Raw genomic sequence first — 26,462 nt, forward strand, 5'->3', positions numbered from 1 at the left:
TTTTCTCTTGTTCTTTGTATTATAGCACGGATAAGTCCCAATTTAGCACTATTTATCCATTTTTTTGTTATTCACTTCGACCGATAATTTCAACTTCAGTTTCAATGTCGATACCATGCTTTTCTTTAATGGTCTTTTGGATAAAAGCAATAAGATCTAAAACATCTTGTGCCTTAGCATCCCCCGTGTTTACGATGAAATTAGCATGCGTTTCTGAAATTTGAGCTCCGCCGATTTGTTTTCCTTTAAGGCCAGATGATTCGATCAGCTGACCAGCGTAGTTAGGTAACGGGTTACGAAAAACACTTCCACAGCAAGGGAAATTCCATGGTTGTGTATTTCTTCTATAGTCTTTATTTTTCTTAAGTTCTGCCATAATGGTTTCTTTATCGCCTTTTTGTAATACTAAAACAGCTTCTACACAGATGCCTCCTGTTTTTTGAAGCACAGAAGTACGGTAAGAAAACTCAAGTTCTTCATTCGACAGCCACTTCAGTTCACCGTCTGGGAAAAGAATAAGTGCTTTCTCAACGATTTGAGACATATCGGAACCATGTGCTCCTGCATTCATAAATACAGCCCCGCCTACAGAACCAGGGATTCCTGCCGCAAATTCTAAGCCTGTAAATGCTTCTCGTGACATTAAGGTTGCAAGCGGAATTAATGAATACCCTCCGCCAACGGTAATTTTGTTACCCTCTTGTTTTAAATGGTTCAGCCCCTCCCCTACTTTGATAACTGCACCAGCGATACCGCCGTCTGCTACGAGAAGGTTAGAACCTCTGCCGATTGCACGGATTGGAACATTTGCTTCTTTTAAGTAAACAACCGCTTTTTTAAGCGAGTCGATATCCTTCGGCTCAAAATATAGATCGGCTGGACCGCCGATTTTTAATGTGGTGTGATTCTTTAACGGTTCATTTAATACCACGGTACCTAAATCTTCATTCTTTAACGTATCTGCTAATTGGTTTAACATTATAAAACCCCCTACATTCATCACACATAACTCTATTTATATGTTATGCATTATTCTTTTCCAAGTTTAAACGTTTAATAAACATCAACAAAGAAGTATTCGAAAGAACAAGTATGTTTATTGCTATTAGGTCTTAAGAAATAACCTTTTTAGTATAGTCTTGTTAGAGAAGCATAAAAAAACAACTTTAAAAAAGAAGATACCCTGTCAAATGCGACAGGGTAGCCATTGAATCTTCACTATGTTTAGAATAAGAGAATTCCCTATGAAACTCAAGTATTAATACCGCGCGTAGCGGCTAATGTTTAATATTACGCCGATCGAAGCGAGCATCAATGTAAGAGAAGAACCTCCATAGCTTAGAAACGGAAGGGTAATCCCCGTAACCGGCATAAGTCCTGTTACTACGCCAATATTGATCATTACTTGAATAGCGACCATACCGATGATTCCGATTGCTAAGAATGATGCGAAAAGGTCCGGTGCTCCTAGGGCTATTCTAATCCCTCTCCACAAGAGCAGACTAAACAAAATCAAAACGAATACCGCACCAATAAACCCAAGCTCTTCTGATATTATCGCGAATATAAAATCGGTTTGCGGTTCTGGCAGGTAACCGAACTTTTGCCGGCTCTGCCCTAGACCGAGTCCTAACAAGCCACCTGGACCCAGAGCATACAAGGATTGTATGATCTGAAATCCACTGCCCAACGGATCACTCCAAGGATCTAAAAACGATGTAATTCGTTTAATACGATATGGAGCTGAAATAATCAATCCTGCTAAGCCGATTAAACCGAGGACTCCCATTCCAACGAAATGCGAGATTCTTGCACCAGCAACAAAAAGCATAACTATACTCGTTCCAACCATAACTGCTCCTGTACCAAGATCAGGCTGAAGCATGATCATTCCGAATGCAACCATCACTAATGACAGTGTAGGAAGCAAACCCTTTTTAAGAGAAGTAATCTTCTTTTGGTGTTCTGATAAATATTTTGCTAAAAAGACGATCATAGCTAATTTCATAAACTCAGAAGGCTGAATAGAAAAAGCTCCTACACCAATCCAGCTTCTTGCACCACCGCGAACCATCCCTACACCAGGAATTAATACAGCAACCAGTAGAAAGAAACAAATGATAAGCAGAATTTTTGACCAGGCTCTCCATGTCATATAGTTTACGTTCATAATAAAAAACATCGCTGCAATTCCTACTCCAGCAAATAACATCTGCCGTTTCACAAAAAAGAATGAATCATCCATCTTATACTGTCCTAAGTCCGCGCTAGCGCTATAGACCATAATAATCCCTACGGATAACAGAACAAGTGTAACTACAATCATGATTATATCAGGGGTTGATCTCGTTGCAGGCAAAGGGAAACACCTCAACTCTTAGTTTTTGTACAAACCTTATTTAAGTTTATGCACGGAGTTGATAAACATGTCCCCTCTTTGTTCAAAAGTCTTATATTGATCCCAGCTTGCACAAGCAGGTGAAAGCAAGATAACGTCACCGACTTTTGAATGGCTGTACGCCACGGGAACAGCTTCTTCCACATTATCAGCACGTTTTATCGTTTCTATTCCTGCTTTTCGTCCCGCATCCGCCATTTTTTCAGCTGTTTGGCCGAATGTAACAAGGACTTTTACATTTTGTAATGCTGGAATAAGGTCATCGAATGGATTTCCTCTGTCAAGACCACCTGCTAAAAGGATTACATCTTTTTCAAAAGCTGAAAGAGCAGCTTTGGTAGCTAAGATATTCGTAGCTTTTGAGTCATTATAAAAACGTCTTCCTTCCACCTGGCCTACATATTGAAGACGGTGATCTACTCCGGCAAAGGTGGTTAACACGTTTACGATTTGTTCGATCGTTGCACCTGCCAGCATCGATGCTGCAACGGCTGCCATGATATTTGATAGGTTATGTTCACCAGGCAACACGATATCTTTTCGTTCAATAATCTTTTTATCTTGAAAATACAAAGCATCATCTTGCATATATGCTCCGTTTTTGAACTGCTTTTTCACCGAGAAAGGGATGTGCTGAGCATTTGAATCTTTCATGAGCTCTGATACACGTTCATCATCTGCATTATAGACAACAAAATCGCTCTCATTTTGATTTTCAGTGATCTTCGCTTTTGCTTTACCGTATTCATCTAAAGAACCATGATAATCGAGATGTGCTTCAAATAAATTTAAAAAGACAGAGATCTGGGGTTTGAATTGTTCTGTCCCCATCAACTGAAAACTTGATAGTTCGGCTACAAGGATTTCTTCAACAGTTGATTTAGCTGCAACCTCAGAAAATACAGTACCGATATTCCCTGCTACTACTGGTTTTTTTTCACTGTTCTTTAACATCTCACCAATAAGTGTAGTCGTTGTTGTTTTTCCATTAGAGCCGGTTATAGCAATAATAGATGCTTCGGAAATAAGACCAGCGATCTCAACTTCTGTATAAACAGGAATTTTGCGTTTTATTGCTTCGGCAATTAAAGGGTTCTCGTAAGGAATTCCTGGATTCTTTACTACAAAATCGATATCACCATCAAGCAAGCTTAAGGGATGTCCACCGCATACTACTGAAATCCCAATCTCTTCAAGCCTTTCAGCTTCTCTGTTCCCTTCTCTTGGCTGTCTGTCATTTACTGCAACAAGTGCTCCAAAAGAATGAAGCAGTTTTGCTGCAGCAAAACCGCTTTTCGCCAAACCAACGATTAAAATGTTTTTACCTTTAAAAAACTCTTTATTCTTCATTTAAACCCACACCTCTAAATAAATTCCCAATGCTGCAAAAACAAGTCCTACAAGCCAGAAGGTAACAACGATGCGCCATTCACTCCAGCCGGATAGTTCATAATGATGGTGAAGCGGGCTCATTTTAAATACACGTCTTCCGGTAAGTTTATAAGACGTAACTTGAATCATCACAGAGAGTGTTTCAATAACAAAAACTCCACCAATGATCACAAGTAAGATTTCCATCTTCGTTAAAATTGCGACTGCGCTTATTGCACCACCAAGTGCTAGTGAACCTGTATCGCCCATGAACACTTTTGCGGGATGCGCATTAAACACCAAGAACCCTAGAACTGCTCCTACGACTGCCACACAGAAGATAGCTGCTTCAAATTGAAGCATCGTTGAAGCCAATACGGCAAAGGCTCCAAATGCGATAGCAGCTGTTCCAGCAAGCAGACCATCAAGGCCGTCAGTAAGATTTACTGCATTAGATGCTCCAATCAGCATGAATAGGACAAAGATCGGATAAAACCAGCCTAAGTCAAACGCAATATCTGTTCCAGGAACTTCGACTTTAGTGGAAAAGTCAATTAATCTTAATCCTAAATAGAAAAGTGCAGCTATGATAAGCTGTCCGATTAGCTTCTGTTTAGACGTCAATCCTAAATTTCTTTTCTTTACAACTTTTATAAAATCATCTAAAAATCCTATAAGTGCATAACCAAATGTAACAAGAAGAAGAAGGTGTGTTTCAGTTGTAATCGTGAAAAACTTTGCTGTCATCGCATATGTGGCAATAATTAAAGCTAACACGATAACAATTCCACCCATTGTAGGTGTTCCTTGTTTCTTCTGATGAGATTTGGGTCCTTCATCACGAATGCTCTGTCCGAATTTTAGCCTTCTTAAAAAAGGGATAAAAAAAGGTGAGCTTAAAACTGCTATTAAGAAGGATGCAACTAATGTAAAAAGTAAGACTTGCTCAATCATTTTTTCGACTCCTGTTCTTCCTCTGTAAATGTAGAGATTAGTTTTTCTAAAACCATCCCTCTTGATGCTTTAAAAAGAATAGCAGTGTCTTTCGATAGAAGCTTTTCAATCGGTTCCTGCGCTTCTTCTTTTGTCAGACATTGAATCACTTCAAGGTCTTCCCGTTTTCTTTTCTTTAACTCGTCTGCGATCCATGCGCCTTTTTCTCCAATGGTAATCACATGATTAATCGTAGGTCCTACATAATGGGCTACTCTTCTATGCATTTCCTCTTCAGTAGAACCAAGCTCATACATATCTCCAAGTACAGCTACCTTATTAGGGATATCAGTTAATTCGGCTAGAGTTGTAAGTGCTGCGATCATACTTGTAGGACTAGCATTATACGCATCGTTAATCAAAAGCGTACCCTTTCGGCCCTTTTTCAACTCTAATCTCATGGACGTAACTTTTAAGTTCTCAAGACCTTCTTGAATTTTGTTTTCTTCTATATTTAAATAATGCCCAATCGCAATCGCATATGCTGCATTTTTAATATTATGACGCCCAAGCATAGGGATTCGGTATTCAGTTGTTCCCTCTTCCAAAGTAAAAGATACTCCTTGAGCATCAGTGTGCAAGTTGGATAACTTAAGTGTGCAAGAATCTCCAAAACCGACTTGAAGTACATTCTCACCCTTTACATGTGAAAGAAGCGGTTCATCTCCATCTATGATTAAGAGACCGCCTTGCTTTAACCCATCTGCGATTTCCAGTTTTGCTTTTGCAATCCCTTCTCGACTGCCAAGCTGTTCAAGATGACTCTCACCAATGTTTGTAATAACTGCAGCATCTGGTTCCGCCATTTTACTTAAAAGGGAAATCTCATTAAAGTTGCTCATTCCCATTTCAAGAATCAAAACCTCTGTCGTTTCATCCATAGCGAGGATCGTTAAAGGAAGCCCAATATGATTGTTGTAGTTGCCTTGTGTCTTAAAGGTCTTGAAATTCGTTGAAGACACACTTTCGATCATGTCTTTTGTAGTCGTTTTTCCATTGCTACCTGTTACAGCAACTACAACAGGATTCACTTTCTTTAGGAAATGCTTAGCTATTTTTTGCAAGTACGCTACTGTATCTTTTGTATAAAGGACAGGGAACTCCTCTGGAAGACCTGAAGGAAGTTCTTTTCCTTCTTCCCATACTGTAGCGATGCATCCCTGTTTAATGGCATCCATTAAAAAATCATGTCCATCAAAACGCTCTCCTGCTATAGGCAGGTAAAGAGCGTTCTCGGATTTCTGTCGTGTATCTTTTGAAACACCTTCAAGTACTACGTTTTCTATTTTACCGGATGCGCGGTCTGCTAATGCGACCAGTTCCTTAAAATCCAGCTTCATTTCTTCACCGCCTTAATTGCTTCACGTGCAACAATTCGATCATCGAAATCGAACACGTCTTTTCCAATTATTTGATACGTCTCATGGCCTTTACCGGCAATAAGTATAACATCATTTGTATTTGCGCGTTCAATCGCATATTCGATCGCTTTTTTTCTGTCCGGAATGGTCACATAAGTTCCTTTGTCTGCTCCCTCTTCCATATCTTTTAAAATTTGTAGAGGATCTTCCGTTCTTGGATTATCACTTGTGAAAATAGCTGAGTCCGCTAAGTCCGCAGCAATCCCAGCCATCAAAGGACGCTTTGTTTTATCCCGGTCGCCCCCGCAGCCCACGATGGCGGTGATATTTCCTTTCGCAAATTCTTTGATCGTTCTTAGAACATTTTCTAAACTATCAGGTGTATGGGCATAGTCAACGATCACTGTAAAATCTTGACCTTCTATAACGGGTTCGAATCTTCCGGAAACCCCCTTAACTTCTTCAAGTGATGATACGATCTGATCAAGTTCTAAACCGGATAATAAGCAAGCTGTAATAGCGGCAAGTACGTTATAAACGGAAAATTTCCCAATCAATTTTAGTGTTACGTCTCTAGTACCTCTTGGAGTAGTTAAAGTAAAGGAAGTTCCGTTTGAACCGATCGTTATGTTTGAAGCCCTAACATCACTATCACTGTCGATCCCATAAGAAATCACTTGCGCAGATGTCACTCTCTCAAATAATTTAGAAGCTGGATCATCGCTGTTGAGGACCGCTACCTTTCGATCTGTTTTATGATAAGTATTGCCCATTTGAGAGAACAAAAGACTTTTAGCAAACTGATACTCTTCCATGTTTTTATGGTAGTCCAAGTGATCCTGTGTAAGATTTGTAAAGACCGCAATATCAAAATCACAACCCCATACACGTCCCTGATCAAGAGCATGTGAGGAAACTTCCATGACTGCCGCATCTACTTTTTCCTGATTCATTCTATAGAAAGCATTTTGAAGAAATAGTGAATCAGGTGTAGTATTTGCAACTTTAAAACTTTGATCTTTAATCTTCATTTCAATCGTACCGATCATTCCAGTACTTCTGCCTGCGTCACGAAAAACTTTTTCAATCAGATGAGATGTTGTAGTCTTGCCATTTGTTCCTGTAATTCCGATTAAGTGCAACTTTTGTGAAGGGTGTCCATAAAAGGCATCTGCCAAAACAGCCAGCGTCTTTTTAGAGTTCTTAACTTTTATAACAGGAATATTAACATCGATATCTTTCTCAGCTAAAATGGCGGCTGCCCCATTCTTTGCAGCTGTCTCAGCAAAATCATGGCCGTCAAAAATCAGTCCTTCAATACAAACAAACAGACAGCCTTTCCCCGCTTTCCTCGAGTCCATTTCAACAGAGGTAATTTCAGGATTGGCTTCTATATCCATTTCATAGTTCACTAAATATGTAAGCAGTTCTTTTAATTCCATTAATCCTGATCTCTCCTCTAATCGATAAAAAGTAATTTAAGGTTTTTACAGCTGAGTCTCGACTGGAACATAAGCCCAGGAGTCTCGCATCTCTCACTCCATGCAAACATTGTAAAAAGAGTACTATTGATAAAAACCTGCTTTTTAAGAAAAATAAGCCAAGGCAAGATTACGCGCTTGGCTATGTGTACATCTTCCATTTTAATCTTCTACATCTTTTTTGTCACCCAAAAATAAACGAATCGTTTTTCCTGCTTGAAGCTTCACTCCTGCTTGAGGAGCTTGCTGAACGATGTAGTTCCCTTTTCCAGATGTTTCAATTTTTAAATTGTATAACAGATTTGTCAGGTCTTTTGTTTTCTTTCCTACTAGGTTGGGCACGACCACCTCAGGAGCATCCAGCCAGGTTTTTTCTTTTTCAATCTGGCCTTTTTGCTTCGCCACACCCATTGCCGAAAGACTGTCTTCAATAATATTACCTACAATTGGAGCTGCTACAATTCCCCCGAACTGCAAGGTTTCTTTTGGATTATCAATCGCGACGTAGACGACAATTTCAGGTTTGTTCGCAGGGGCCATTCCAATAAAAGATACGATATGGTTATTCTTTAAATAGACGCCGCCTTCTGCTTTTTGTGCAGTACCTGTTTTACCGCCTACACGATAACCATCTACAAATGCATTTTTCCCTGTTCCTTGAGCGACAACACTTTCTAAAGCGTGTCTAACTTTTTTGGAAGTCTCTTCGGATATAACTTTTCTTTTAAGCTTCGGAGTTTGCTTACTCACTACTTTGCCCGTTACAGGATCTACTAGCTCTTTAGCTATATATGGTTCGTACAAGTACCCCCCATTTACGGCCGCAGAAACGGCTGCAACTTGTTGGATGGGTGTCACGGAAACCCCTTGGCCGAAAGCAGTAGTTGCTAGTTCGAGCGGACCTACTCGATCTAGAGGAAACAGGATTCCCTTTCCTTCACCAGCGAGGTCGACCCCTGTTTTTTCACCAAATCCAAAGTCTTTTATATACGAGAACAGCTTCTCTTTACCTAATCGCTGTCCTAAAATAACAAAACCAGGGTTACATGAGTTTTGAACACCTTCTAAGAAGCTTTGGCTGCCATGACCCCCCGCTTTCCAGCACTTCAGCTTTCGTCCTGCAACTTCAATCGATCCCGGATCATGAAAGTGGTCCTTCTCAAGATCTACTTTTTCTTCTTCCAGAGCAGCTGCCAATGTAATAATCTTAAAAGTGGAACCAGGTTCATACTGTGCCCAAACAGGCAAGTTTCGGTTATACACTTCAGGTGCTACACGTTTATATTCTTCGGGGTCAAAATCAGGTCTTGAACTCATACCTAATATTTCACCCGTGTTGGGATTCATAGCGATAGCAATTGCTCCATCTGCATTGTATGTGGCTTGCGCGATATCCAATTCCCTCTCAATGATCGTCTGTACTCTTGAATCAGTAGTCAGGCGCAGATCATAACCATCTTTAGGCTTTTCATACTTATCGGATAATGAAGGCATTCTCCTGCCGCGAGCATCAGAGAAAAAGGAAACATGTCCTTTTTTACCGTTTAATTGATCGTCATAATACAGTTCCAGACCTGTTAATCCCTGATTATCGATACCTGCAAAACCCAGTACATGAGAAAGGTATGAACCAAAGGGATAATGACGCTTGCTGTCTTCAGCAACAAACACGCCTGATAAATTTAATGCTTCTACTTCTTTTGCTTTATTGTTGCTGATCTTTCTGCCACCGTTATCAATTCTTACAATCGATTCTTTTTTCGTAATCTTCTTATAAACTTCTGTTTTTGATATATTCAGGACGGCCGCTAATTTTTCTGCTGTTTCTTCCGGTTCCTTCACCTGTCTTGGAACGACAAAAACGGTTGGTGCACTAATATTTGTTGCGAGTACTACGTCGTTTCTGTCAATAATTTTACCTCTTTTGGGTTCAAAAGGAATATTCCGGCTCCAAGAATCCAGCGCTTGATCTGTCAGCATATCCCCTAGAACAAACTGTACATATCCGAGACGGACCGAAATTACAAAAAAGAATGCTAGTCCAAATACAAGAACAAAAATTAAGCGCCTGCGTACTGTCACATTTGAAACTCGCACATACAATACCCCCTCTGTATGGTTCGTTTCAAATATATGCTTGTACACAAGCGCATAGAACAAATACACTTAGTCCGTTACGATGGTTTCTTCTTCACTGCTTTGTTCCGATTGCTCATCATTCGGATTTGTTCCTTCATTATTTTCTTCAAGTTCTTCACTATTTTCTTCTTCAGCTGCAGGCTTTGTTTCCTTAGGCGATTCAAGCTGAACCACTAAGTAATCCCCTCGTTTTACTGGATTTCCTACCTTAACGTTTTGTTTAACAGCAAATCCCGAGCCTGTGATGGTTTCTTTTAGTTCTAATAGTTTACTAAGTCTAAGTATTTCCATATAGGACCAGTTTGTTAGATCTGGCATTTTGGCATCTCCTGATGTTCGCAGGATGACACGCTCACCTTTAATGACGTAGGCTCCTTCGTATGGCTCTTGCTTGATCACCTCATCGCCAGAACCTATAACAGATACTTTCATCCCTAACTTTTCAAGTTGTGATTTAGTTTCCTTAGCAGATTGACCCGTGTAATTATCCAATTCTTTACCGTAAGATTTTTTTACTTTTGATTTCTTCTGCTTTTCTTCAGCTTCCGGCTGGATATTTAAATATTGAAGGCTGCTCTTCATGACGCTCGTAAAAATATTCGCTGTTGGTGTGGAACCCATTTCTGGAAATTCAACATTGGGTCGTTCAACAGCCACGTAGACTAGCAGTTTCGGATCATCTTTTGGCGCCATTCCGATGAATGAAAAAATGTTTTCTCCCCATCCTGAAATATATCTGCCATCTTTCCCAGGAATTTGGGCAGTACCTGTCTTGCCCGCTACACTATATCCGTCGATCATATACGGTTTTCCTGTTCCTTCTGTAACTACCGTCTCTAAAATATCTCTTACTTGCTTAGAAGTTTCTTCAGATATTGGCCGGCCTTTGGCTTTAGGCTTATTCTCCTTAATCGTTTTTTTCGTCTCAGGATCTAAGATCTTATCAACAACATACGGCTGCATCATTTTCCCGCCATTTGCGATAGCGGTAGCGGCTTGAATCTGTTGAATCGGTGTGACCGTCGAACCTTGACCAAACGCAGTGGTTACTTTCTCGATCTCATAGTTATATAGAATTGAACCCGTTTTCTCGTTAGGCAGGTCAATATTCGTTTTTTGATCCAGACCAAATTTTGAAATGTAGCTTCTAAACTTCTCGTAGCCTAACTTTTCCCGGACAATTTTTGAGAAGGCTACGTTAGAAGAATTTTGCACCCCTTCATTATATGTGATCGTTCCCCAGCCTTTTCGGTTATGATCACTGATCGGTCTGTTTCCTGGAATTTTATACGATCCAGATTGGAAGGATTCGTTCCCATTATACTTGCCTTCTTCAATGGCTGCTGCAAGCGTGAATATCTTCATGGTCGAACCAGGTTCAAACGCATCCGAAATAGCAAAGTTGGTATAATTATCAATTTTCTTTTCATTCGGATTGAATGATGGATAATTAGTCATTCCTAATATTCTGCCAGTCTTAGGATCTGCTACGATTCCAATAATCTTTTCTGGTTCATATTCCTTTGCAGCTTCTTGAACAGCTTCATCCAGATAGAGCTGTATTTTTTCATCGAGTGTCAGATAAACATCCTTGCCGTGTATAGGCTTTTCAACCGTCTCTTTATTTGCTGGAATCGCACGGCTGAATGCATCTCCAAGAAATGTTACCTTTCCGTCCTTTTCCTGCAAAAACTTATTCAACTGTTTCTCTAGACCCATGAGACCAGCTTGTACACCTTTTTCTCCATTCCTTGTGTACCCGATGACATGAGATGCAAATGTCTGATTAGGGTAATAGCGCCTTGATTCTCGAAGAAAATCAATCCCAGCAATCTTCAACTTTTCGATCTGTTCTTTTTTCCGGTAAGATATTTTTCTTCCTGCAGGAATCTCTACTTGGAACCTGCCGTCCTTGCTAAGAAGTTCTTCTAGCTTATCCTCATCTGTATCTAGGATCTTTGCGAGCTTTTTTGCTGCTTCCTCGGGTTCCTTAATATGATTCGGATAATTCTTGTCAAGAATTGCGATAACACTATAAGAAGGAATGTCTTGTGCGATTACTTCACCATTCCTGTCAAACATCGTTCCACGCTTCGCATCTAGAACATCACTCTTCATCCATTTTCTCTTACCATATTCAATTAAATCTACACCTTCTGCGGATTGAGAATAGGCAACGAAAAAGAACTTACTTGTTAATACAAAAAAGAGCACGGTAAACAAAACCATAAGAATACCTGCTCCCACATTTTTTCTCTTAAGTTTCATAACAGCACCTGCTTTTTAGTCCTGAACAACTTTTACGTTTTTATCATCAAAAATAAATCCTTGTTCTTTGGCAATTTTCATAATGCGATTAGGATCACTTAATTCTGTTACTTGTAGGTGATAATCTTCTACGATCTTTGTTTCAGCAGCTATATCTCTCTGGATGGTTTCAACCTTTGCTGAAGTCTGATAGACAGATGCGTATAGTGAAATTAGCCATACAAGACCCGCTATCAGAACCACTCCCATCATTCCCCAAAGCATCACTTCACCTTTTGTAAAAAGCTTTCGTGAGGGTTGTTCGACCGGTCTAGGATTTTTTTGCGGCTGTTTTTGTGTTTGTATTTGTTGTTTTTGAACTTGGTAAGCTAAATTACTCAATACAATCTCTCCTCTCTATTTCTGTTTCTCGGCAATTCTCAGTTTCGCCGATCGAGATCTTCTGTTCTCTTCAAGCTCATTTTCTGTTGGCACTATTGGTTTGCGTGTGATCAGCTTCAGTGTTGGCATGTATTCATCTGGTATGACAGGGAGCCCTGGAGGGAGTTCCGGACCTGTACTTGCTTGTTTCAATATATTTTTACAAGCACGATCTTCAAGTGAATGAAATGTAATGACCGCAATACGTCCACCAACGTTTAACAGTTCAATGGAGTCTTTGAGTGCATCTTCAAAGGCGTTCAGTTCATCATTAACGGCAATGCGAATGGCTTGAAATGTCCTTTTTGCAGGATGACCACCTGTCCTTCTAGCAGGTGCAGGGATCGCGTCCTTTATTATTTCGACAAGTTCACCGGTTGTTTGAATTTCTTTTTTCTCTCTAGCTGCTTCAATTTTTCGGGCAATCTGCTTAGCGAACTTTTCTTCGCCATATCGAGAAATAATTTTCATCAACTCGTGGAAAGACCATTCATTTACAATTTGTTTCGCTGTAAGTTCACTAGACTGATCCATTCTCATATCTAATTCAGAATCATGCTGATAACTGAATCCTCTTTCGGCTTCATCAAGCTGAGGCGATGAGACTCCAAGATCGAACAGAATCCCATCTACTCCATGTACGCCAATGCGGTTCAGTTCTTCTTTTATGTAGCGAAAATTGCTTCGTACGATCGTGAACTTTCCTTCGTATTCCTTCAACACCTGTCGTGCATTTTCAATCGCTTTGTCATCTTGATCAAAAGCATATAAATGCCCTGTTTCTAGTTGGGACAGAATAAGTGCACTATGGCCTGCCCCTCCCAACGTACAATCAACATAAATTCCATCTGGTTTAATGCTTAATGCATCTACTGATTCTTGTTTTAAAACGGTTATATGGTCAAACAATGGAAAATTCCTTTCTGCTGTAAACTTAAGGGTTATAGATCAAAGTCCATGAGACTCTCTGCAATTTCTCCAAAAGAGTCTTCAGATTTTGAGAAATATTCTTCCCAAACGGATTTGCTCCAAATCTCAATTCTATTCGACACACCTATCACGACGCAATCCTTTTCTAGTTTTGCATAGTCTCTGAGCGGAGATGCAATGTTCACTCTTCCTTGTTTATCCAGCTGACATTCAGCTGCTCCAGAAAAGAAAAAACGGGTAAATGCCCGTGCATCTTTTTTAGTAAACGGTAGGGCTTTTAATTTTTCCTCAATAACCTTCCATTCACTTAAAGGATAGCCGAATACACATTGATCCAATCCGCGAGTCAAAATAAACTCTGTGCCAAGTTCTTCTCGAAACTTGGAGGGGATGATCATACGTCCTTTTTCATCAATGCTGTGTTGATACTCTCCCATGAACATATGATCACCCCACTTTCTCCCCTAAATCTACCACAACGCTCCACTTTTCACCACTACAAGTATTATTCGTTTACAAAAAAAAAAATCCTGCTGTCTAACAGGATTTTTTCGTAATATTTTTTTATATTTTATAAGTAAACAATTTTATGTTTTTCATTGAAACAATAAGGGTATTCTAGTAGGTCTTTTATTAGATCTGAGCCTTCTTCGTTCAAATATTGATACACGTTCCATACTCTTTCTTGCAACACACCACCGGGCTTTAACTCCAGCATAATCTCATCAAATTCAGCCAGTGGAACCTTTACTTTTTGTCTAACGCGCTGTTCCATCTTATGTTCAATATAACTAACTTCAGATAGAATGCGATTTAAGTTTTGTTCTGTGACAGGAAGCAGTTTAGGATCTATTTCTTCAGCAAGTTTTACAAGCTGTGAATAGGATTTGACGATATCAGATCTTACAGCCTCTATTGAATCATTTGTTTCAACCGGTCTGTTCACATTGAACCAATTTCTTTTGTATTTATCTGTCCCTTCTTCTAACACTTGTTCCACTTTAAGCTCTTTAGAAGATAGAAGGCTATTAATTCTTCCTGAAACGAGAGTGATTGAGAGTCTTGGCATCAACACAGGCATTTTTCGTTCAAAATGATGGAATATCTTCCCTAGCGAAGCCCAATAAGAAATCTCTCCAGGTCCTGCTATAAAGGATAATGTCGGCAGCAAGAACTCCTGCATTAATGGCCGAGTCACTACATTGTTGCTGAATTTTTCCGGAGAACGTTTCGCTTCCCGCAACAGTTCTTCTTCAGAAATGCTAAAGTCCTCTTCTTTAGATGTGAACCCATTCCCATTTCGAAAAAGCAGAATACGCTCCCCATTTTTAGTATAAAAGAGGTGAGCATTATTTTCTTGAACCTCAATCGGATCAGTAAATCCTGCTTCATTCAAATTCTTTGTTTGTGTTTTAAATGCGTGATCGATATTAACATTGTTGCGAATCATCCGTTCAAGGAACTTCGATTGAAGCTTTTTGAATGCAGGATCTCCGGCATCCAATAAAATTAGCCCTTCTTTCGAAAACCAATTCGAAAGAAGTTTTGCAAAAAAGGTCACGATCGAGTCTGATTCGTAAAGAAGACGTTCCGTTTGTGCAAGGAAATCATTTGTAAAAGCAGTTTCTCCGAACGAACGAAAAACATAATGAAGCCAAGGCTTGACATCATCTGGATTCCATTCCCAGAGTGAAGCCGATGATTTTACAGATGTCGCAGCTTTTAATGAAATTTTCTTAGCCGTATCATTCTTCGGTACCCTAACATGATTAATCTCATCCATATCATGATCTTCACCTGCAATCCAGAAAACAGGAGCTACAGGAACACCCAGCTCTCTTTCTGCCTGTTTGGCTAATTGAATGGTGCTGATGCATTTATAGATAACGAGCAGCGGTCCGGAAAGAAGACCCGCTTGCTGACCTCCCACAACGGCTAGCCCATCACTGTTTTTTAATTTATCAATATTATTCCGTGTTTGATCAGAAGTACCAATTCTATGGTTATATGAATCCAAGTATTCAGTCAGGTCATTTCTTGGAAAAGTATATTGCTTTAACTCCTGCTGTCTCATTGAAAGTGCACTTCTGTTAAAGGGCTCTTTATAATCAAAAAAACCGACAGCATCTTCATCTCCATTAACGTACTTCTCTAGAAATGGAGATGTCTGAAGTTTAATTTCCTCCAGTCTCATTTATGTACTTCCTTTCTGCATATCAATTACATCCTTAACGAGTATAGCAAAGAAACGGCAAAGGTTATAAAAGATATGCTCTAAGCCTCAAGAATGCTTTTTATTATTCCATATGTAAGTAAAGAAAAATAGCCGAATGAAAGATTAAGAACTGCAATCGCCAGTTCAGTCTGAAGATCTTCAAAAGCGCTAAGTGCAGATCATTCTTCCAGCTCAGTAACGAAAAAACGACACTTCCCGTTACAAACAACAAAATTAAAACCCAATAATAAGATTGACCCCAAATTACAACTGTCATTCTTTCTATAGAGAGGAATAAGAAAAAAGTTGTGATATCGCTACTAACTTTAAATGCTTTTTTCTTAGTTATTTGATAGATACTCTTATTAACAAAAAATAGAACAAGATATGGTCCTGTTATGCATGTAGCCATAACCGAACCAATAACACTAGACAACCACTCATCCTCTCCAATCCAACGCTTTAACAGCCTTTAACACAAATCTTGAACAAGGAACCTGTATGTTTCTATGGTTTGCACGCTCAATAATTTCACCTGTTATGCTGTCAATTTCCGTTTGTTGGCCGCTTTCGACGCTCTTTAGCATAGAAGAGCGGTTAGAGGAAGTATTTCTGCAAAGGACTAACAATTCCTTCCAAAGTTCTTCCCGTTTATGATTCATATCTAAAACGAAGATAGATTCTTCAAAAAGGTCCTTCATGATGGAGAGCGCATATTCATTTTCCACGAGTTGTCCGTTCGTTATTCTAAGGAGAGCTGTTAAGGGATTTATAGAAGCGTTCATGATCAATTTAATGTAGAGCATCTCTTCCCAATCACTTTCAGAAGTAATAGGGAAATTTGTGTCACGAAGGATATCAACCCATTGAGAAGTTAATTCACCTTTAATGGAAGAGACCTTAATCTTACCTTTTCCCAAGTGATTAACCGTTGAGTATCCGTCTTTACCTGCTCCGTGCTCCACAACTCCCACTAGGAGGTTCTGCTGGGGAAGACGCTCTAGAAGTTTCAGATGGCTGATCCCGTTCTGTAAAAATAGGTAAGAAACCTCTTGGAATCTTTTATCTTGCAAAAAGGATAATTCAAGTATCGCCGTTTGTTTCACCGAAATGATACAGTACGATTCCTCTCCTTTATATTCCTTAACAGGTACGGCTCTTACGTAAACGATATCCTCGTTATTCGATTGATTTTTATAGGTTATGCCATTTCGATTGATACATGCAGCTTGTTCACGTGTTCGGGTATAGATAACAGGTTCATGACCCTTCTTTTTTAAAAAATAAGAAATTAGAAGGCCGATTGCGCCCCCTCCGATCACACCAATATTCATTATATGCCTCCTGTACTGCAATCATTTTCTTAGTATGATTCTACCATATAAAACACCCCTCCTTTAAAGGAGGGGTGCCTGTTATACAGGATATACAGGATGCTTGCGTTCACTGAAAACCATTTCTTTGTTTTCATAAAAACGAAATCGTTTTTTAAGTTCATCTCTTAGGGAAGCAGGTGAAACGATGTCATCAATGATCATTTCTGAAGCTAACTTGTAAATATCAATATGTTCTTTGTATTCCTGTTGTTTTTGTTGTACGAATTGAATACGCTCTTTCACATCTTCAATCTCATTAATTTTATTCGAATATACGGCATTTACCGCTGCTTCAGGTCCCATAACAGCAATCTGTGCTGTTGGTAGTGCTAAGCAGCAATCCGGTTCAAACGCAGGACCAGCCATTGCATAAAGACCAGCACCATATGCCTTACGAACGATTACTGAGATTTTCGGTACGGTGACATCGCTCATCGCAGCGATCAGTTTTGCTCCATGTCGGATAATTCCAGCCCGCTCAACTTTTGTTCCGATCATAAAACCAGGAACATCCGACAAGAAAAGAAGGGGGATCGAGAAAGCATCGCACAGTGTTATAAAACGTGCAGCTTTATCCGCTGAATCTACAAATAATACACCGCCTTTTACCTTCGGCTGATTAGCTATGATCCCGACTGGCTTTCCATCGATACGACCAAACCCAGTAACGATTTCTTGAGCGAACAACTTTTTCATTTCAAAGAAGCTGTCCTCGTCAATCAATCTATCGATAAACTCATACATATCGAACGGAACATTCTGGTTTTCAGGTACAATCTCCTCCAGTTCTCTACCTGCTTTTGGAGATAGAGGATCAGAAACCGGCGCTTTTTCTTTATAATTGTGAGGGAAATAAGAAAGATAACGGCGAGCTTCATTAATGGCTTCTGTCTCATCATTTGCCAGAACATCACCACATCCGCTTACCGAACAATGCATTCTGGCTCCACCCATTTCTTCTAGCGTTACTTTTTCACCAATAACTTTTTCGGCCATCCGCGGACTTCCTAAATACATGGAAGCGTTCTGGTCAACCATGATCACTACATCACAGAAAGCTGGAATATATGCTCCACCTGCTGCTGAAGGACCGAATAAGATACAGATCTGAGGAATCATCCCTGACATCTTTACTTGATTATAAAAAATCTTCCCTGCTCCTCGCCGATTAGGAAACATATCGATTTGATCTGTTATTCTTGCTCCCGCTGAATCAACAAGATACAGCATCGGTACTTTTAACTTTTGAGCCGTTTCTTGTATTCGGATGATTTTTTCAACCGTTCGAGCTCCCCAAGATCCTGCCTTTACGGTCGAATCGTTGGCCATCACACAAACCGTTTTCCCGCCAATCTTTCCAATAGCAGTGACCACACCATCGGCAGGAAGATCACCTGCTTGGTTGTTGGCAAACTTGGCATCCTCTACTGTGTAATCACCATCATCGAATAATTGTTTAAGACGGTCACGTACGAACATTTTATTTTGTGCTTTGTTTTTTTCGTGATATTTTTGAGCTCCGCCTGCTTCGATCTGTTCAATTTTCTCTTTCAGCTGATTTTCTAATTTTGCTACCATCATGTACCTCCTTAAGAGAGTGAGCGCTCGCTCAGAATGTAGTCATAACTTTATTTTAAGGTAACGAGAACGTCTCCCTCATTTACAAAATCACCAGATGCAAACTTGATGCTTTCAACTGTTCCAGCCTCTGCAGCATCGACTGGAATCTCCATTTTCATAGATTCCAAAATGATTACGGTTTGTCCTGCTGTTACTTCATCACCTTCACTTACTAATACTTGCCATACTGTCCCTGCCATAGATGCTGTAATTTCCTTCATGTTTCTCTCTCCTTTTGATTACGTTCTACTTACTGATCTTTTGCTAAGAAATTCTGTCGTGTAGTTCCCTCTTATAAATCCTTCTTCTTCTAAAAGCTGCTGAAAAAGAAGAGCGTTTGTTTTAAGCCCTTTGATCTGGATGCTGTCAAAGAAACGCTTTGCACTTTCTAGACATTCAGATCGATTGGAATCGCTTACAATAATCTTCGCAATCATTGGGTCATAAAAAGGTGTAACCTGGTTTCCACTTTCATAACCCGTATCGATTCTAACATTATCCATATCTGGCCATACTAATTCTTCAATCTTTCCAGGTGCAGGGAAGAAAGTGACAGGGTCTTCTGCGTACAGTCTAAATTCCATCGCATGCCCTTTGCTCATGATCTCCGTTTGTGTGAGAGGTAAAGCTTCACCTTGTGCGATCTGTATCTGCCATCTTACCAGATCAAGCCCCGTGATACTTTCTGTTACCGGATGCTCAACTTGAAGACGTGTATTCATTTCAAGGAAATAGAAGTCTCCGTTTTCACTTACTACGAATTCCACTGTTCCTGCATTTACATAATTTACAGCTTTAGCCGCTTCAACTGCAGCTTCTGTAATTTTTGAACGAAGGGTTTCTGTTAGAAATGGTGAAGGAGATTCTTCTACCACTTTCTGATTTCTGCGTTGGATGCTGCAATCACGTTCGTATAAGTGAACAATATTTCCTAGTGTATCACCCATAATTTGAACTTCGATATGCCTTGCGTTCTCAATACATTTCTCAATAAACATTCTTCCTGAACCAAAATAATTCTTTGCTCTTTGCTGAGATGAAACAAAATGTTTATGAAGATCTTCCTTATTCTCGCATTTTACCATTCCAATTCCGCCACCACCGCTGCTTGCTTTTAACATAACAGGATAGCCGATCTGTTCAGCGAGTTTCACACCTTCTTCTACATCATCGATTGGTTCGATCGTCCCTGGCACGATGGGAACGCCTGCTTGCTGCATCGTTTTTCGAGCCATGATCTTATCACCCATCCACTCAATCGTTTGAGGCGATGGGCCTATAAATGTAATACCTGCTTCTTCTATTTTTTTAGCAAACTCGTCATTTTCAGATAAAAGCCCATACCCAGGGTGAACAGCATCAACTTTTTGATCGATAGCGATTTTTAATATGGTATCACTTTGCAAATATGATTTTGCAACGGGTGATTCCCCAATATGTATTGCCTCATCCGCAGCCTTCACAAAAGGGAGGTCTCTGTCTGCATCAGAATAAACAGCAACTGTTTCAATATTCATTTCTTTACACGTTTGAATAATTCGAAGTGCGATTTCTCCTCGGTTTGCGATTAAGATTTTTTTCATCTTCATCCTCCTTCCTGTTGTCAACATTACCTTTTTCGACAAAAAGGCTCTTTTTCCTTTTTTGAAAGCGCAAACTAAACGAATATTTTATTTTTAAAGAATTTTTAGCATAATTAGTATATACTATAAGTATAGAGAAAAGTACAGAATGACTGGGGGAGAGAAGATGTTACAATATGAAGTTAAGAAATTATTAGTTAACTATAAAACATTGGAAGAGTTTAAGCAGTTTAAAGAATATGGGGTACAAGAACTGTCAATGCTCGAAGACCTTCAAGAAAATATGATCGAAAACGACAGCGAGTCCCCATTCTACGGAATTTATTACGGAGATAAGCTAGTCGCCCGTATGAGTTTATATCAGATTCAAGCGGCATATGATCAGTATTTTGATCCTCCGCAAGATTATTTAGAGCTCTGGAAACTAGAAGTACTTCCACATTATCAGACAAAAGGACTCGGAAGAGCACTTGTTGAATTTGCTAAAACGTTCAATTTACCTATTAAAACAAACGGCCGACAGCAATCAGGAAGTTTCTGGGAGAAGATGGGCTTTGAAGCTGTTACCTATAACCAAGACCGCGATCGCGGACAAAACCCTTATGTATGGTATCCAACCGGAGTAAGTGAACAGAGACTTGCATAAACCGAAAAAAGATGGCAAATGCCATCTTTTTTTAATTTCGAACAGGGACTTCCGTAAGTTTTCTTGCTCTTTCCATGAGCTGAAGTATTTCTTTATAATCACGGCAAACCGTTTCATATTCTTTACTGATCTTCTCTAACTTATTTTTTAGATTGCCGTTTTCTTTTTTCATATGCTGTAGTTTTGAAAGTAGGGCTTTGTTTTCTGATTCTAAATTCTTTGCTGATGGGCCTTCTGTCTGAAGCTGTTGGAGATATAAAATAATTTCATTCAACGATAGATTTTTTACTCGTTCATTCTTGCTAGTAACCTCAGCATTAAAGGTGAATGCATGATCAGACGATTGGGAAGCGAAATGCTTTCCATTTCTTCTATTGCGTTCTTTACGAACTTTTTTCGCTTCTGTTATCGCCTTCTCATATTGTTTTCGTATGAGTGAGTTCCATCTAAACCCACAAGCAGCAGGAGTTCTTGATAATTTCTCACCTACTTCTTCAAATGCAACAAGCTGTGTACTGCCCTCTCGAATGTGCCTTAGTGTGATTTCTGCAAGAATCGCGTCTTCGTCTTTTGTCCAGGCATCCTGGCGCAAATTGCTCATAATAATCCCCCCATTTTAGTGGTTTGTATTATGAATATGCTAGTGCTAGAAAAGATAGACTTTTTATTCTACTAAAATGGAGGGAAGTTTATTTTTGGGCTGTTTTTTTTACATCAATCGCCGTTATAAAAGAGTAAAATTCAAGACTTCTTTAAGAAGGCCTCTACTCTTTTATGATGTTCATCAGAAGCCCAGAGCTTTGCGCATCTTCTGACTTCATCCTGAACGTTTTGTTTAATTTTGTTCTGATCATACCTAGTAAGCTGCAGTGTTTTATAAGAAGTAATAACACCAAGAGGCTGAGCGGTGTATCTTCTTAAATACCGCTCTGTTTCCTTCTTACTATTCCCTTTAATTACATATTGGATAAAACCGAGGTCCATCCCCTGTTTAGCTGTTATGGGAGAGGAACTATAGAGAAGATCCATTGCTTCTGTCTGTCTGACTCTCTCTAACAGATAACTTCCTCCGCCCCACCCTGTTGTGATTCCGAGTCTGCCTTGAATAAATCCAACTTTTGCTTCTGCGCGTGCCAGTCTAATATCACATGCAGTTGCTATCTCACAGCCTCCTCCAACAGCGGAACCATTTATAAGTGCAACCGTTGGTTTAGGAAAGAAAAAGAGTTCATTCAGTACATCAGCCATTTTTGAGAGCATACCAAATGCTTCTTCTTCCGTTTTTAATGAATGAAAAGCATTTAGATCACCGCCAGAACAAAATGCTTTTGTGCCAGCTCCCGTTATAATTACTACTTTTATCTCGTTATCCATTTTGGCCTTATTTAAAAATGACGATAATTTCTCCATCACTTCAAAATTAATTGCATTTCTTACCGTAGGACGGTTTAGTGTGATCCATCCAATATGATTCTCTTTATGCCAAAGTACGGCCTGCTCCATGCTTACACCTCCGATAAAAGAAAGCGCTTCTTTTTATGTATATGAAAAAACAGGAAGCATAAGGCTTCCTGTTTTTCATTACTTGCTTACTACTTCTTTTCCTTTGTAAGATCCACACTCACGACAAACACGGTGAGATAACTTGTATTCTCCGCACTGTGGACACTTTACCATACCAGGCATGGAAAGCTTATAGTGTGTACGACGCTTCGCTTGGCGAGTTTGTGATGTTCTGCGAAAAGGTACTGCCATTTTGTATCCACCTCCTTAAAGGTCTTGAAAGAATCATTATAAACTATTCTTTCATTCATTGTCTTTGTCAAAAAATTTAGCCAGACCAGCCATTCTCGGGTCAACCCGGTTTTGACGGTCTTCATCCGTTATCCTTTGCCATCCCTTTCCCTCTTGGGGAGCAGGACCATCTGTGACATCTCCAGCCGTTACTTTCAGCGGCTTTTCAAGCAAAATATGCTCTTCGATGACAGGGAGAAGATCAACGTAATGACCTTCGACTTTATGAAGGCTTTCTTCATCTTCAAATTCCGTATAGTTCGGGTCGAAAATGAAAATTTCCGTCATTTTTACCGAAAATGGAAATTCCACATCCGCCAAAGTGCTTGCACAAGGCAGCACCATTTTTCCTTTTATAGTCAAATAAAAAGTGGCTTTTTGTTGAGTAACATCCGCATGTCCTTCTACGTAAACAGGATCAATGCTTCTGATCTCAGGGTCTTTTTCCATAACACCGCTCGCATCAACGTGTTGTTCAAACGTTAACGGTTTTTTACGGTAAAAATTTTTTAATTCCTGTAGTGACCATTTCATGTCTTTATCACCTCAAGGCAACAGTAGTAATTATATCGGTCAAAATATAAAATGTCAATATTATATCTTTACAGTGATGCTTTTGATTTTAAACTGTTTTTAGTACAATGTAAACGTAAAAGATTCAAGGACTGTTAAGGAGTGGATTTATTGAAAGCCACCGGTGTAGTTGTAGAATATAACCCTTTTCACAATGGTCATTATTATCATTTGCAAGAATCCAGGAATGTAACACAAGCCGATTGTGTAATCGCCGTAATGAGCGGGAATTTTCTTCAACGCGGGGAACCTGCTCTCCTATCTAAATGGAAACGAACAAAAATGGCTCTTTTGGGAGGCGCTGATCTTGTTATAGAACTTCCTTATGCATACGCCACAAGCTACGCACCTCGTTTTGCTTTTGGAAGCATCTTTCTGCTGCAGGCAGCAGGTGCAGATTCTTTTTGTTTTGGCAGCGAATCAGGCGATGTATCGGTTTTTCATGAAACGCTGGATTTAGTGAACTCTCAGGATCAAGACTTCCAAGCCTATGTTAGTGAATTTATAGCCCAAGGATTATCCTATCCTACAGCTGCTGCAAGAGCTTTTGAACAGCTGAAACGACCATTGCCCCTTGATCTTAGCAAACCAAATAATATTTTAGGGTTTGAGTACATCCGTGCAAGCCGAGAACTCGGTTCAGCCATACAGCCCTTCACGATCAAGAGGAAGAATGCCAATTATCATGATGTTCTTCTGGGTAAAGGGGATATTGCAAGTGCAACTGCTATAAGGGAAGCCGTCTTCTCCCATGATATCGAAAAAGCAGCCAGCTACATACCGGATTACACCTCTAACATTTTAAAAGTTGAGAAAAAGGAAAAAGGAACATTAATGAGCTGGGAACGCTTATACCCCCTCCTGCGTTATCAACTATTATCTTCAAGTCCTTCTGAAATAAACAAATTTTATGAAATAGAAGAAGGATTAGAATTTAGAATGATCGAGGCGATGAAGGAAGCTGAAGATTTCCAGTCATTTATGAGCCGCCTAAAAACAAAACGATACACCTGGACACGGCTCCAGCGAGCATGTCTTCACGTACTGAATAAAATCCAGAAAGAGGATATGCATCAAATTTTGGACGCTCCTCCTAAATATCTACGTGTTCTTGGGATGACAGAAACGGGACGAGAATACCTTAGTTCTGTGAAAAAATCTCTAGAACTCCCTTTAGTCACCACTGTTTCAAAGCACGATTTTGAAGGCCTAAAAATGGAGGCAAAAACGTCGCTTGTCTATGCTCAAGGCGCCGTATTAAACGGATCATTAGCCGAAAAGGAAGAGTATAATACTCCACCGGTGATGATAAAATAAGAATACTTCTAAATTAAGAAAAGGATGCTGCTCCATAACTGGAACTGCATCCTTTTTTAATGCTATTCTTTAAAAGACTATTGCTTTTAAGTATTTTCTTCCTATGTGGAAGTTGCCCCGAGACTCCTAAAGCTTCTCTAAATACTCTAAAGCATCATCTAACGTCTTCACAGGTACAATCTTCATCTTTGAACCAATATCTTTTTGTGCTTTAACCGCATCACGATAGTTGTTTGCTTCAACCGGAGCAAAGAATATTTCTGCTCCTGCCTCGTCCGCTGCAACGATCTTTTGCTTTATCCCTCCGATCGGACCTACCTTTCTTTGAAGGTCCATCGTACCTGTCCCCGCGATCTTTTTGCCATGGGTCAAATCTTCATTAGAGAGCTGATCTAAGATTTCAAGCGTAAACATAAGACCAGCAGACGGTCCACCGATTTGAGAAGTGTCAATTTTAACTTTAGGCTCCGTTACGATGGTAACGTCTGTTACAGGTGAAGTGATGCCAAGCCCTGCTTTAGGACCTTGGTTCTGCACATATTTCTTTGGGAATTCTTCAATGTTTATAGCAACGTTCATCTTGTTGTCGCCGCGTAAGACAGTCAGATCTACTTTGTCTCCTGCTTTTTTAGGACTTAGCACATCTAACAGTCTTTTAGTTTCCATAACAGGTTTATGGTCAACTGCTACTATCTTATCTCCAACTTTTAATTTTTTTTCTGCTGGCATACCAGACATGATTCCGGTCACATACACACCATGATATTCAATGTCGACTTTCTTACCTGCTTCTTGATAAGCCACGATGGTTGCTGCATGTTGTGAGTCTTCCATCATTTGAAGCTGTCTTTGATTGTATTCCTCATCTGTCTCATCTTCGCTTCTGATTTGATCGGCAGGTATGATTTCTCGATAATCACTAAATTTTGCCCATATGTACTGAGGTATGTTTGCCGTTCCGATCGATACAGTTGTAAGCATAAAAGTCCCTTTATCTTCATCACCACCTTCTACATGGATGATCGGGTCTAGCTCCCTAGCATCACCAGGAGAAGTAATGTAATAAGGCAGGGGATAAAAGGCGAGGAACGCAAATACAAGTAAAAACAAGATAACAAACTTATTTTGCGAGAAAAAATTTTTCTTTTTCTCTTCTCTATTGATGGTCATTCGATGACTCCTTCCAGGTCTTAATCTTTTCTAGAATTAGTGGAACCTGCTTTCTGCCAGCTTCCTCTCCTATAGCAATAATATCATTAACATCTTTAAATGCTGTTGAGCTGAATTGTTCTACCATTGGACGAATCATAATATCCGCTGATACTTCATGCCACCTGACCATTTCTCGCTGCATAATATCGATGCTCTGGATGATCACATCAAAGATGGATGATACCTCATGCTCAGCTTTGAAATGGGAGATATCCACTGCTATGACCAAGTCTGCCCCCATCTCCCGTACTACAGAAACTGGCACACGATCAATCACGCCTCCATCTACTAACAGCTTGCCGTCTATTTTTTCAGGGACCATGATTCCAGGAATTGAAATACTTGCTCTTACTGCATCAGCGATGGGGCCTGATGTGAACACTACTTTCTCACCCAACAGCAAGTCCGTTGCAACGATGGATAATGGAATTTGGGTTTGCTCGATATGTTTTTGCTTCGTAAGCAGTTTTATTAATTCTTTAATCTTTTTTCCTGTAATGAACCCCATTTTAGGGACCGTATAATCCATATAATATTTTCGCTTAAAAAGATTTGCCATTTTATATAGATTTTCGTCACTATGCCCGATGCAAACCATCGCACCGACAAGTGCCCCCATACTACTTCCAGCTATCATATCAATTGGAATTCCGGCTTCTCTTATTGCTTTTACCACTCCAAGATGCGCAAAGCCTCTGGCGCCGCCAGACCCTAGAGCAAGTCCGATTTTAGGTTCAGTCATCCTTTGCTCCTCCTTTGGAAGCA

Annotated in this window: 25 protein-coding genes; 2 read left to right on the forward strand and 23 right to left on the reverse strand. The window is 39.8% G+C overall.

Annotated features, from left to right (window positions below; all coding sequences use genetic code 11):
* Positions 1-67 precede the first annotated feature (67 nt).
* From murB to M3206_RS02790, 17 genes are all read right to left on the reverse strand, one after another.
* On the reverse strand, positions 68-979 hold the full coding sequence (murB, locus tag M3206_RS02710) for a UDP-N-acetylmuramate dehydrogenase (protein ID WP_251310958.1): 912 nt from the start codon (positions 977-979) through the stop codon (positions 68-70).
* A gap of 279 nt (positions 980-1,258) precedes the next feature.
* On the reverse strand, positions 1,259-2,326 hold the full coding sequence (gene spoVE, locus M3206_RS02715; protein WP_425590699.1) for a stage V sporulation protein E: 1,068 nt from the start codon (positions 2,324-2,326) through the stop codon (positions 1,259-1,261).
* Between the two features lie 69 nt (positions 2,327-2,395).
* Positions 2,396-3,748: a UDP-N-acetylmuramoyl-L-alanine--D-glutamate ligase gene (murD, locus tag M3206_RS02720; protein ID WP_251310960.1), complete on the reverse strand. Its 1,353-nt coding sequence runs from the start codon at positions 3,746-3,748 to the stop codon at positions 2,396-2,398.
* Positions 3,749-4,723: a phospho-N-acetylmuramoyl-pentapeptide-transferase gene (gene mraY, locus M3206_RS02725; RefSeq protein WP_251310961.1), complete on the reverse strand. Its 975-nt coding sequence runs from the start codon at positions 4,721-4,723 to the stop codon at positions 3,749-3,751.
* Positions 4,720-6,102 (reverse strand): UDP-N-acetylmuramoyl-tripeptide--D-alanyl-D-alanine ligase, encoded by a 1,383-nt coding sequence (locus tag M3206_RS02730; RefSeq protein ID WP_251310962.1) that lies wholly within the window; start codon positions 6,100-6,102, stop codon positions 4,720-4,722. The genes mraY and M3206_RS02730 overlap by 4 nt, the downstream gene beginning before the upstream one ends.
* Positions 6,099-7,565, reverse strand: a complete 1,467-nt coding sequence (locus M3206_RS02735) for a UDP-N-acetylmuramoyl-L-alanyl-D-glutamate--2,6-diaminopimelate ligase (RefSeq protein WP_251310963.1) — start codon at positions 7,563-7,565, stop codon at positions 6,099-6,101. Before M3206_RS02735 ends, M3206_RS02730 begins: the two co-directional genes overlap by 4 nt.
* A gap of 201 nt (positions 7,566-7,766) precedes the next feature.
* Complete coding sequence (locus M3206_RS02740; protein WP_251310964.1) at positions 7,767-9,701, reverse strand: stage V sporulation protein D; 1,935 nt, start codon at positions 9,699-9,701, stop codon at positions 7,767-7,769.
* Between the two features lie 69 nt (positions 9,702-9,770).
* Positions 9,771-12,011, reverse strand: a complete 2,241-nt coding sequence (locus tag M3206_RS02745; protein ID WP_251310965.1) for a penicillin-binding protein — start codon at positions 12,009-12,011, stop codon at positions 9,771-9,773.
* A 15-nt stretch (positions 12,012-12,026) separates the two neighbouring features.
* Positions 12,027-12,392 carry a cell division protein FtsL gene (gene ftsL, locus M3206_RS02750; protein ID WP_251310966.1) on the reverse strand — a complete coding sequence of 122 codons (366 nt, stop codon included), beginning with the start codon at positions 12,390-12,392 and terminating at the stop codon, positions 12,027-12,029.
* Between the two features lie 15 nt (positions 12,393-12,407).
* Positions 12,408-13,340, reverse strand: a complete 933-nt coding sequence (gene rsmH, locus M3206_RS02755; protein WP_251310968.1) for a 16S rRNA (cytosine(1402)-N(4))-methyltransferase RsmH — start codon at positions 13,338-13,340, stop codon at positions 12,408-12,410.
* Positions 13,341-13,372: 32 nt separating this feature from the next.
* A complete protein-coding gene (mraZ, locus tag M3206_RS02760; RefSeq protein ID WP_251310969.1) occupies positions 13,373-13,804 on the reverse strand; it encodes a division/cell wall cluster transcriptional repressor MraZ in 432 nt (143 codons plus the stop codon).
* 128 nt (positions 13,805-13,932) lie between these two features.
* Entirely contained in the window at positions 13,933-15,555 is a 1,623-nt protein-coding gene (gene bshC / locus M3206_RS02765) for a bacillithiol biosynthesis cysteine-adding enzyme BshC (RefSeq protein ID WP_251310970.1), read from the reverse strand.
* A gap of 103 nt (positions 15,556-15,658) precedes the next feature.
* The gene (locus M3206_RS02770; protein WP_251310971.1) at positions 15,659-16,012 is read right to left on the reverse strand and encodes a DUF3397 family protein; all 354 of its coding nucleotides are present in this window, start codon (positions 16,010-16,012) and stop codon (positions 15,659-15,661) included.
* A 4-nt stretch (positions 16,013-16,016) separates the two neighbouring features.
* On the reverse strand, positions 16,017-16,910 hold the full coding sequence (locus tag M3206_RS02775; RefSeq protein WP_251310972.1) for a ketopantoate reductase family protein: 894 nt from the start codon (positions 16,908-16,910) through the stop codon (positions 16,017-16,019).
* A gap of 81 nt (positions 16,911-16,991) precedes the next feature.
* Positions 16,992-18,533, reverse strand: a complete 1,542-nt coding sequence (locus tag M3206_RS02780; protein ID WP_251310974.1) for an acyl-CoA carboxylase subunit beta — start codon at positions 18,531-18,533, stop codon at positions 16,992-16,994.
* A gap of 47 nt (positions 18,534-18,580) precedes the next feature.
* Positions 18,581-18,793, reverse strand: a complete 213-nt coding sequence (locus M3206_RS02785) for an acetyl-CoA carboxylase biotin carboxyl carrier protein subunit (protein WP_251310975.1) — start codon at positions 18,791-18,793, stop codon at positions 18,581-18,583.
* Between the two features lie 18 nt (positions 18,794-18,811).
* Positions 18,812-20,155 carry an acetyl-CoA carboxylase biotin carboxylase subunit gene (locus M3206_RS02790; protein WP_251310976.1) on the reverse strand — a complete coding sequence of 448 codons (1,344 nt, stop codon included), beginning with the start codon at positions 20,153-20,155 and terminating at the stop codon, positions 18,812-18,814.
* 166 nt (positions 20,156-20,321) lie between these two features.
* Between M3206_RS02790 and M3206_RS02795 the strand changes: the two genes are divergently transcribed.
* Entirely contained in the window at positions 20,322-20,801 is a 480-nt protein-coding gene (locus M3206_RS02795; RefSeq protein ID WP_251310977.1) for an N-acetyltransferase, read from the forward strand.
* Between the two features lie 31 nt (positions 20,802-20,832).
* Here M3206_RS02795 and M3206_RS18960 read toward each other — a convergent pair whose 3' ends face one another.
* The 4 genes from M3206_RS18960 to M3206_RS02815 form a co-directional block, all read right to left on the reverse strand.
* On the reverse strand, positions 20,833-21,402 hold the full coding sequence (locus M3206_RS18960) for an RsfA family transcriptional regulator (protein WP_285876670.1): 570 nt from the start codon (positions 21,400-21,402) through the stop codon (positions 20,833-20,835).
* A 140-nt stretch (positions 21,403-21,542) separates the two neighbouring features.
* Positions 21,543-22,304, reverse strand: coding sequence for an enoyl-CoA hydratase/isomerase family protein (locus M3206_RS02805; protein WP_251310978.1), 762 nt, complete (start codon positions 22,302-22,304; stop codon positions 21,543-21,545).
* Between the two features lie 78 nt (positions 22,305-22,382).
* Positions 22,383-22,556, reverse strand: coding sequence for a 50S ribosomal protein L32 (gene rpmF / locus M3206_RS02810; RefSeq protein WP_066240492.1), 174 nt, complete (start codon positions 22,554-22,556; stop codon positions 22,383-22,385).
* Between the two features lie 51 nt (positions 22,557-22,607).
* On the reverse strand, positions 22,608-23,129 hold the full coding sequence (locus M3206_RS02815) for a YceD family protein (RefSeq protein WP_251310979.1): 522 nt from the start codon (positions 23,127-23,129) through the stop codon (positions 22,608-22,610).
* A gap of 150 nt (positions 23,130-23,279) precedes the next feature.
* On the opposite strand from M3206_RS02815, the gene M3206_RS02820 reads away from it, so the two are divergent.
* A complete protein-coding gene (locus M3206_RS02820) occupies positions 23,280-24,485 on the forward strand; it encodes a nucleotidyltransferase (RefSeq protein ID WP_251310980.1) in 1,206 nt (401 codons plus the stop codon).
* Between the two features lie 126 nt (positions 24,486-24,611).
* Here M3206_RS02820 and M3206_RS02825 read toward each other — a convergent pair whose 3' ends face one another.
* Positions 24,612-25,655: a SepM family pheromone-processing serine protease gene (locus M3206_RS02825; protein WP_251310981.1), complete on the reverse strand. Its 1,044-nt coding sequence runs from the start codon at positions 25,653-25,655 to the stop codon at positions 24,612-24,614.
* Positions 25,642-26,439: a patatin-like phospholipase family protein gene (locus M3206_RS02830; protein WP_251310982.1), complete on the reverse strand. Its 798-nt coding sequence runs from the start codon at positions 26,437-26,439 to the stop codon at positions 25,642-25,644. Before M3206_RS02830 ends, M3206_RS02825 begins: the two co-directional genes overlap by 14 nt.
* Positions 26,440-26,462 lie beyond the last annotated feature (23 nt).

Origin of the sequence: Fictibacillus phosphorivorans, from assembly GCF_023715845.1 — a bacterium.
Taxonomy (GTDB): domain Bacteria; phylum Bacillota; class Bacilli; order Bacillales; family Fictibacillaceae; genus Fictibacillus; species Fictibacillus phosphorivorans_D.

Coding starts and splice junctions, on each gene's coding strand:
- murB (WP_251310958.1), bottom strand. CDS start 979: ATGTTAAACCAATTAGCAGATACGTTAAAGAATGAAGATTTAGGTACC.
- spoVE (WP_425590699.1), bottom strand. CDS start 2,326: ATGATTGTAGTTACACTTGTTCTGTTATCCGTAGGGATTATTATGGTC.
- murD (WP_251310960.1), bottom strand. CDS start 3,748: ATGAAGAATAAAGAGTTTTTTAAAGGTAAAAACATTTTAATCGTTGGT.
- mraY (WP_251310961.1), bottom strand. CDS start 4,723: ATGATTGAGCAAGTCTTACTTTTTACATTAGTTGCATCCTTCTTAATA.
- M3206_RS02730 (WP_251310962.1), bottom strand. CDS start 6,102: ATGAAGCTGGATTTTAAGGAACTGGTCGCATTAGCAGACCGCGCATCC.
- M3206_RS02735 (WP_251310963.1), bottom strand. CDS start 7,565: ATGGAATTAAAAGAACTGCTTACATATTTAGTGAACTATGAAATGGAT.
- M3206_RS02745 (WP_251310965.1), bottom strand. CDS start 12,011: ATGAAACTTAAGAGAAAAAATGTGGGAGCAGGTATTCTTATGGTTTTG.
- mraZ (WP_251310969.1), bottom strand. CDS start 13,804: ATGTTCATGGGAGAGTATCAACACAGCATTGATGAAAAAGGACGTATG.
- bshC (WP_251310970.1), bottom strand. CDS start 15,555: ATGAGACTGGAGGAAATTAAACTTCAGACATCTCCATTTCTAGAGAAG.
- M3206_RS02775 (WP_251310972.1), bottom strand. CDS start 16,910: ATGAATATTGGTGTGATCGGAGGGGGCGCAATCGGCCTTCTAATTTCT.
- M3206_RS02780 (WP_251310974.1), bottom strand. CDS start 18,533: ATGATGGTAGCAAAATTAGAAAATCAGCTGAAAGAGAAAATTGAACAG.
- M3206_RS02785 (WP_251310975.1), bottom strand. CDS start 18,793: ATGAAGGAAATTACAGCATCTATGGCAGGGACAGTATGGCAAGTATTA.
- M3206_RS02790 (WP_251310976.1), bottom strand. CDS start 20,155: ATGAAAAAAATCTTAATCGCAAACCGAGGAGAAATCGCACTTCGAATT.
- M3206_RS02795 (WP_251310977.1), top strand. CDS start 20,322: ATGTTACAATATGAAGTTAAGAAATTATTAGTTAACTATAAAACATTG.
- M3206_RS18960 (WP_285876670.1), bottom strand. CDS start 21,402: ATGAGCAATTTGCGCCAGGATGCCTGGACAAAAGACGAAGACGCGATT.
- M3206_RS02805 (WP_251310978.1), bottom strand. CDS start 22,304: ATGGAGCAGGCCGTACTTTGGCATAAAGAGAATCATATTGGATGGATC.
- rpmF (WP_066240492.1), bottom strand. CDS start 22,556: ATGGCAGTACCTTTTCGCAGAACATCACAAACTCGCCAAGCGAAGCGT.
- M3206_RS02815 (WP_251310979.1), bottom strand. CDS start 23,129: ATGAAATGGTCACTACAGGAATTAAAAAATTTTTACCGTAAAAAACCG.
- M3206_RS02825 (WP_251310981.1), bottom strand. CDS start 25,655: ATGACCATCAATAGAGAAGAGAAAAAGAAAAATTTTTTCTCGCAAAAT.
- M3206_RS02830 (WP_251310982.1), bottom strand. CDS start 26,439: ATGACTGAACCTAAAATCGGACTTGCTCTAGGGTCTGGCGGCGCCAGA.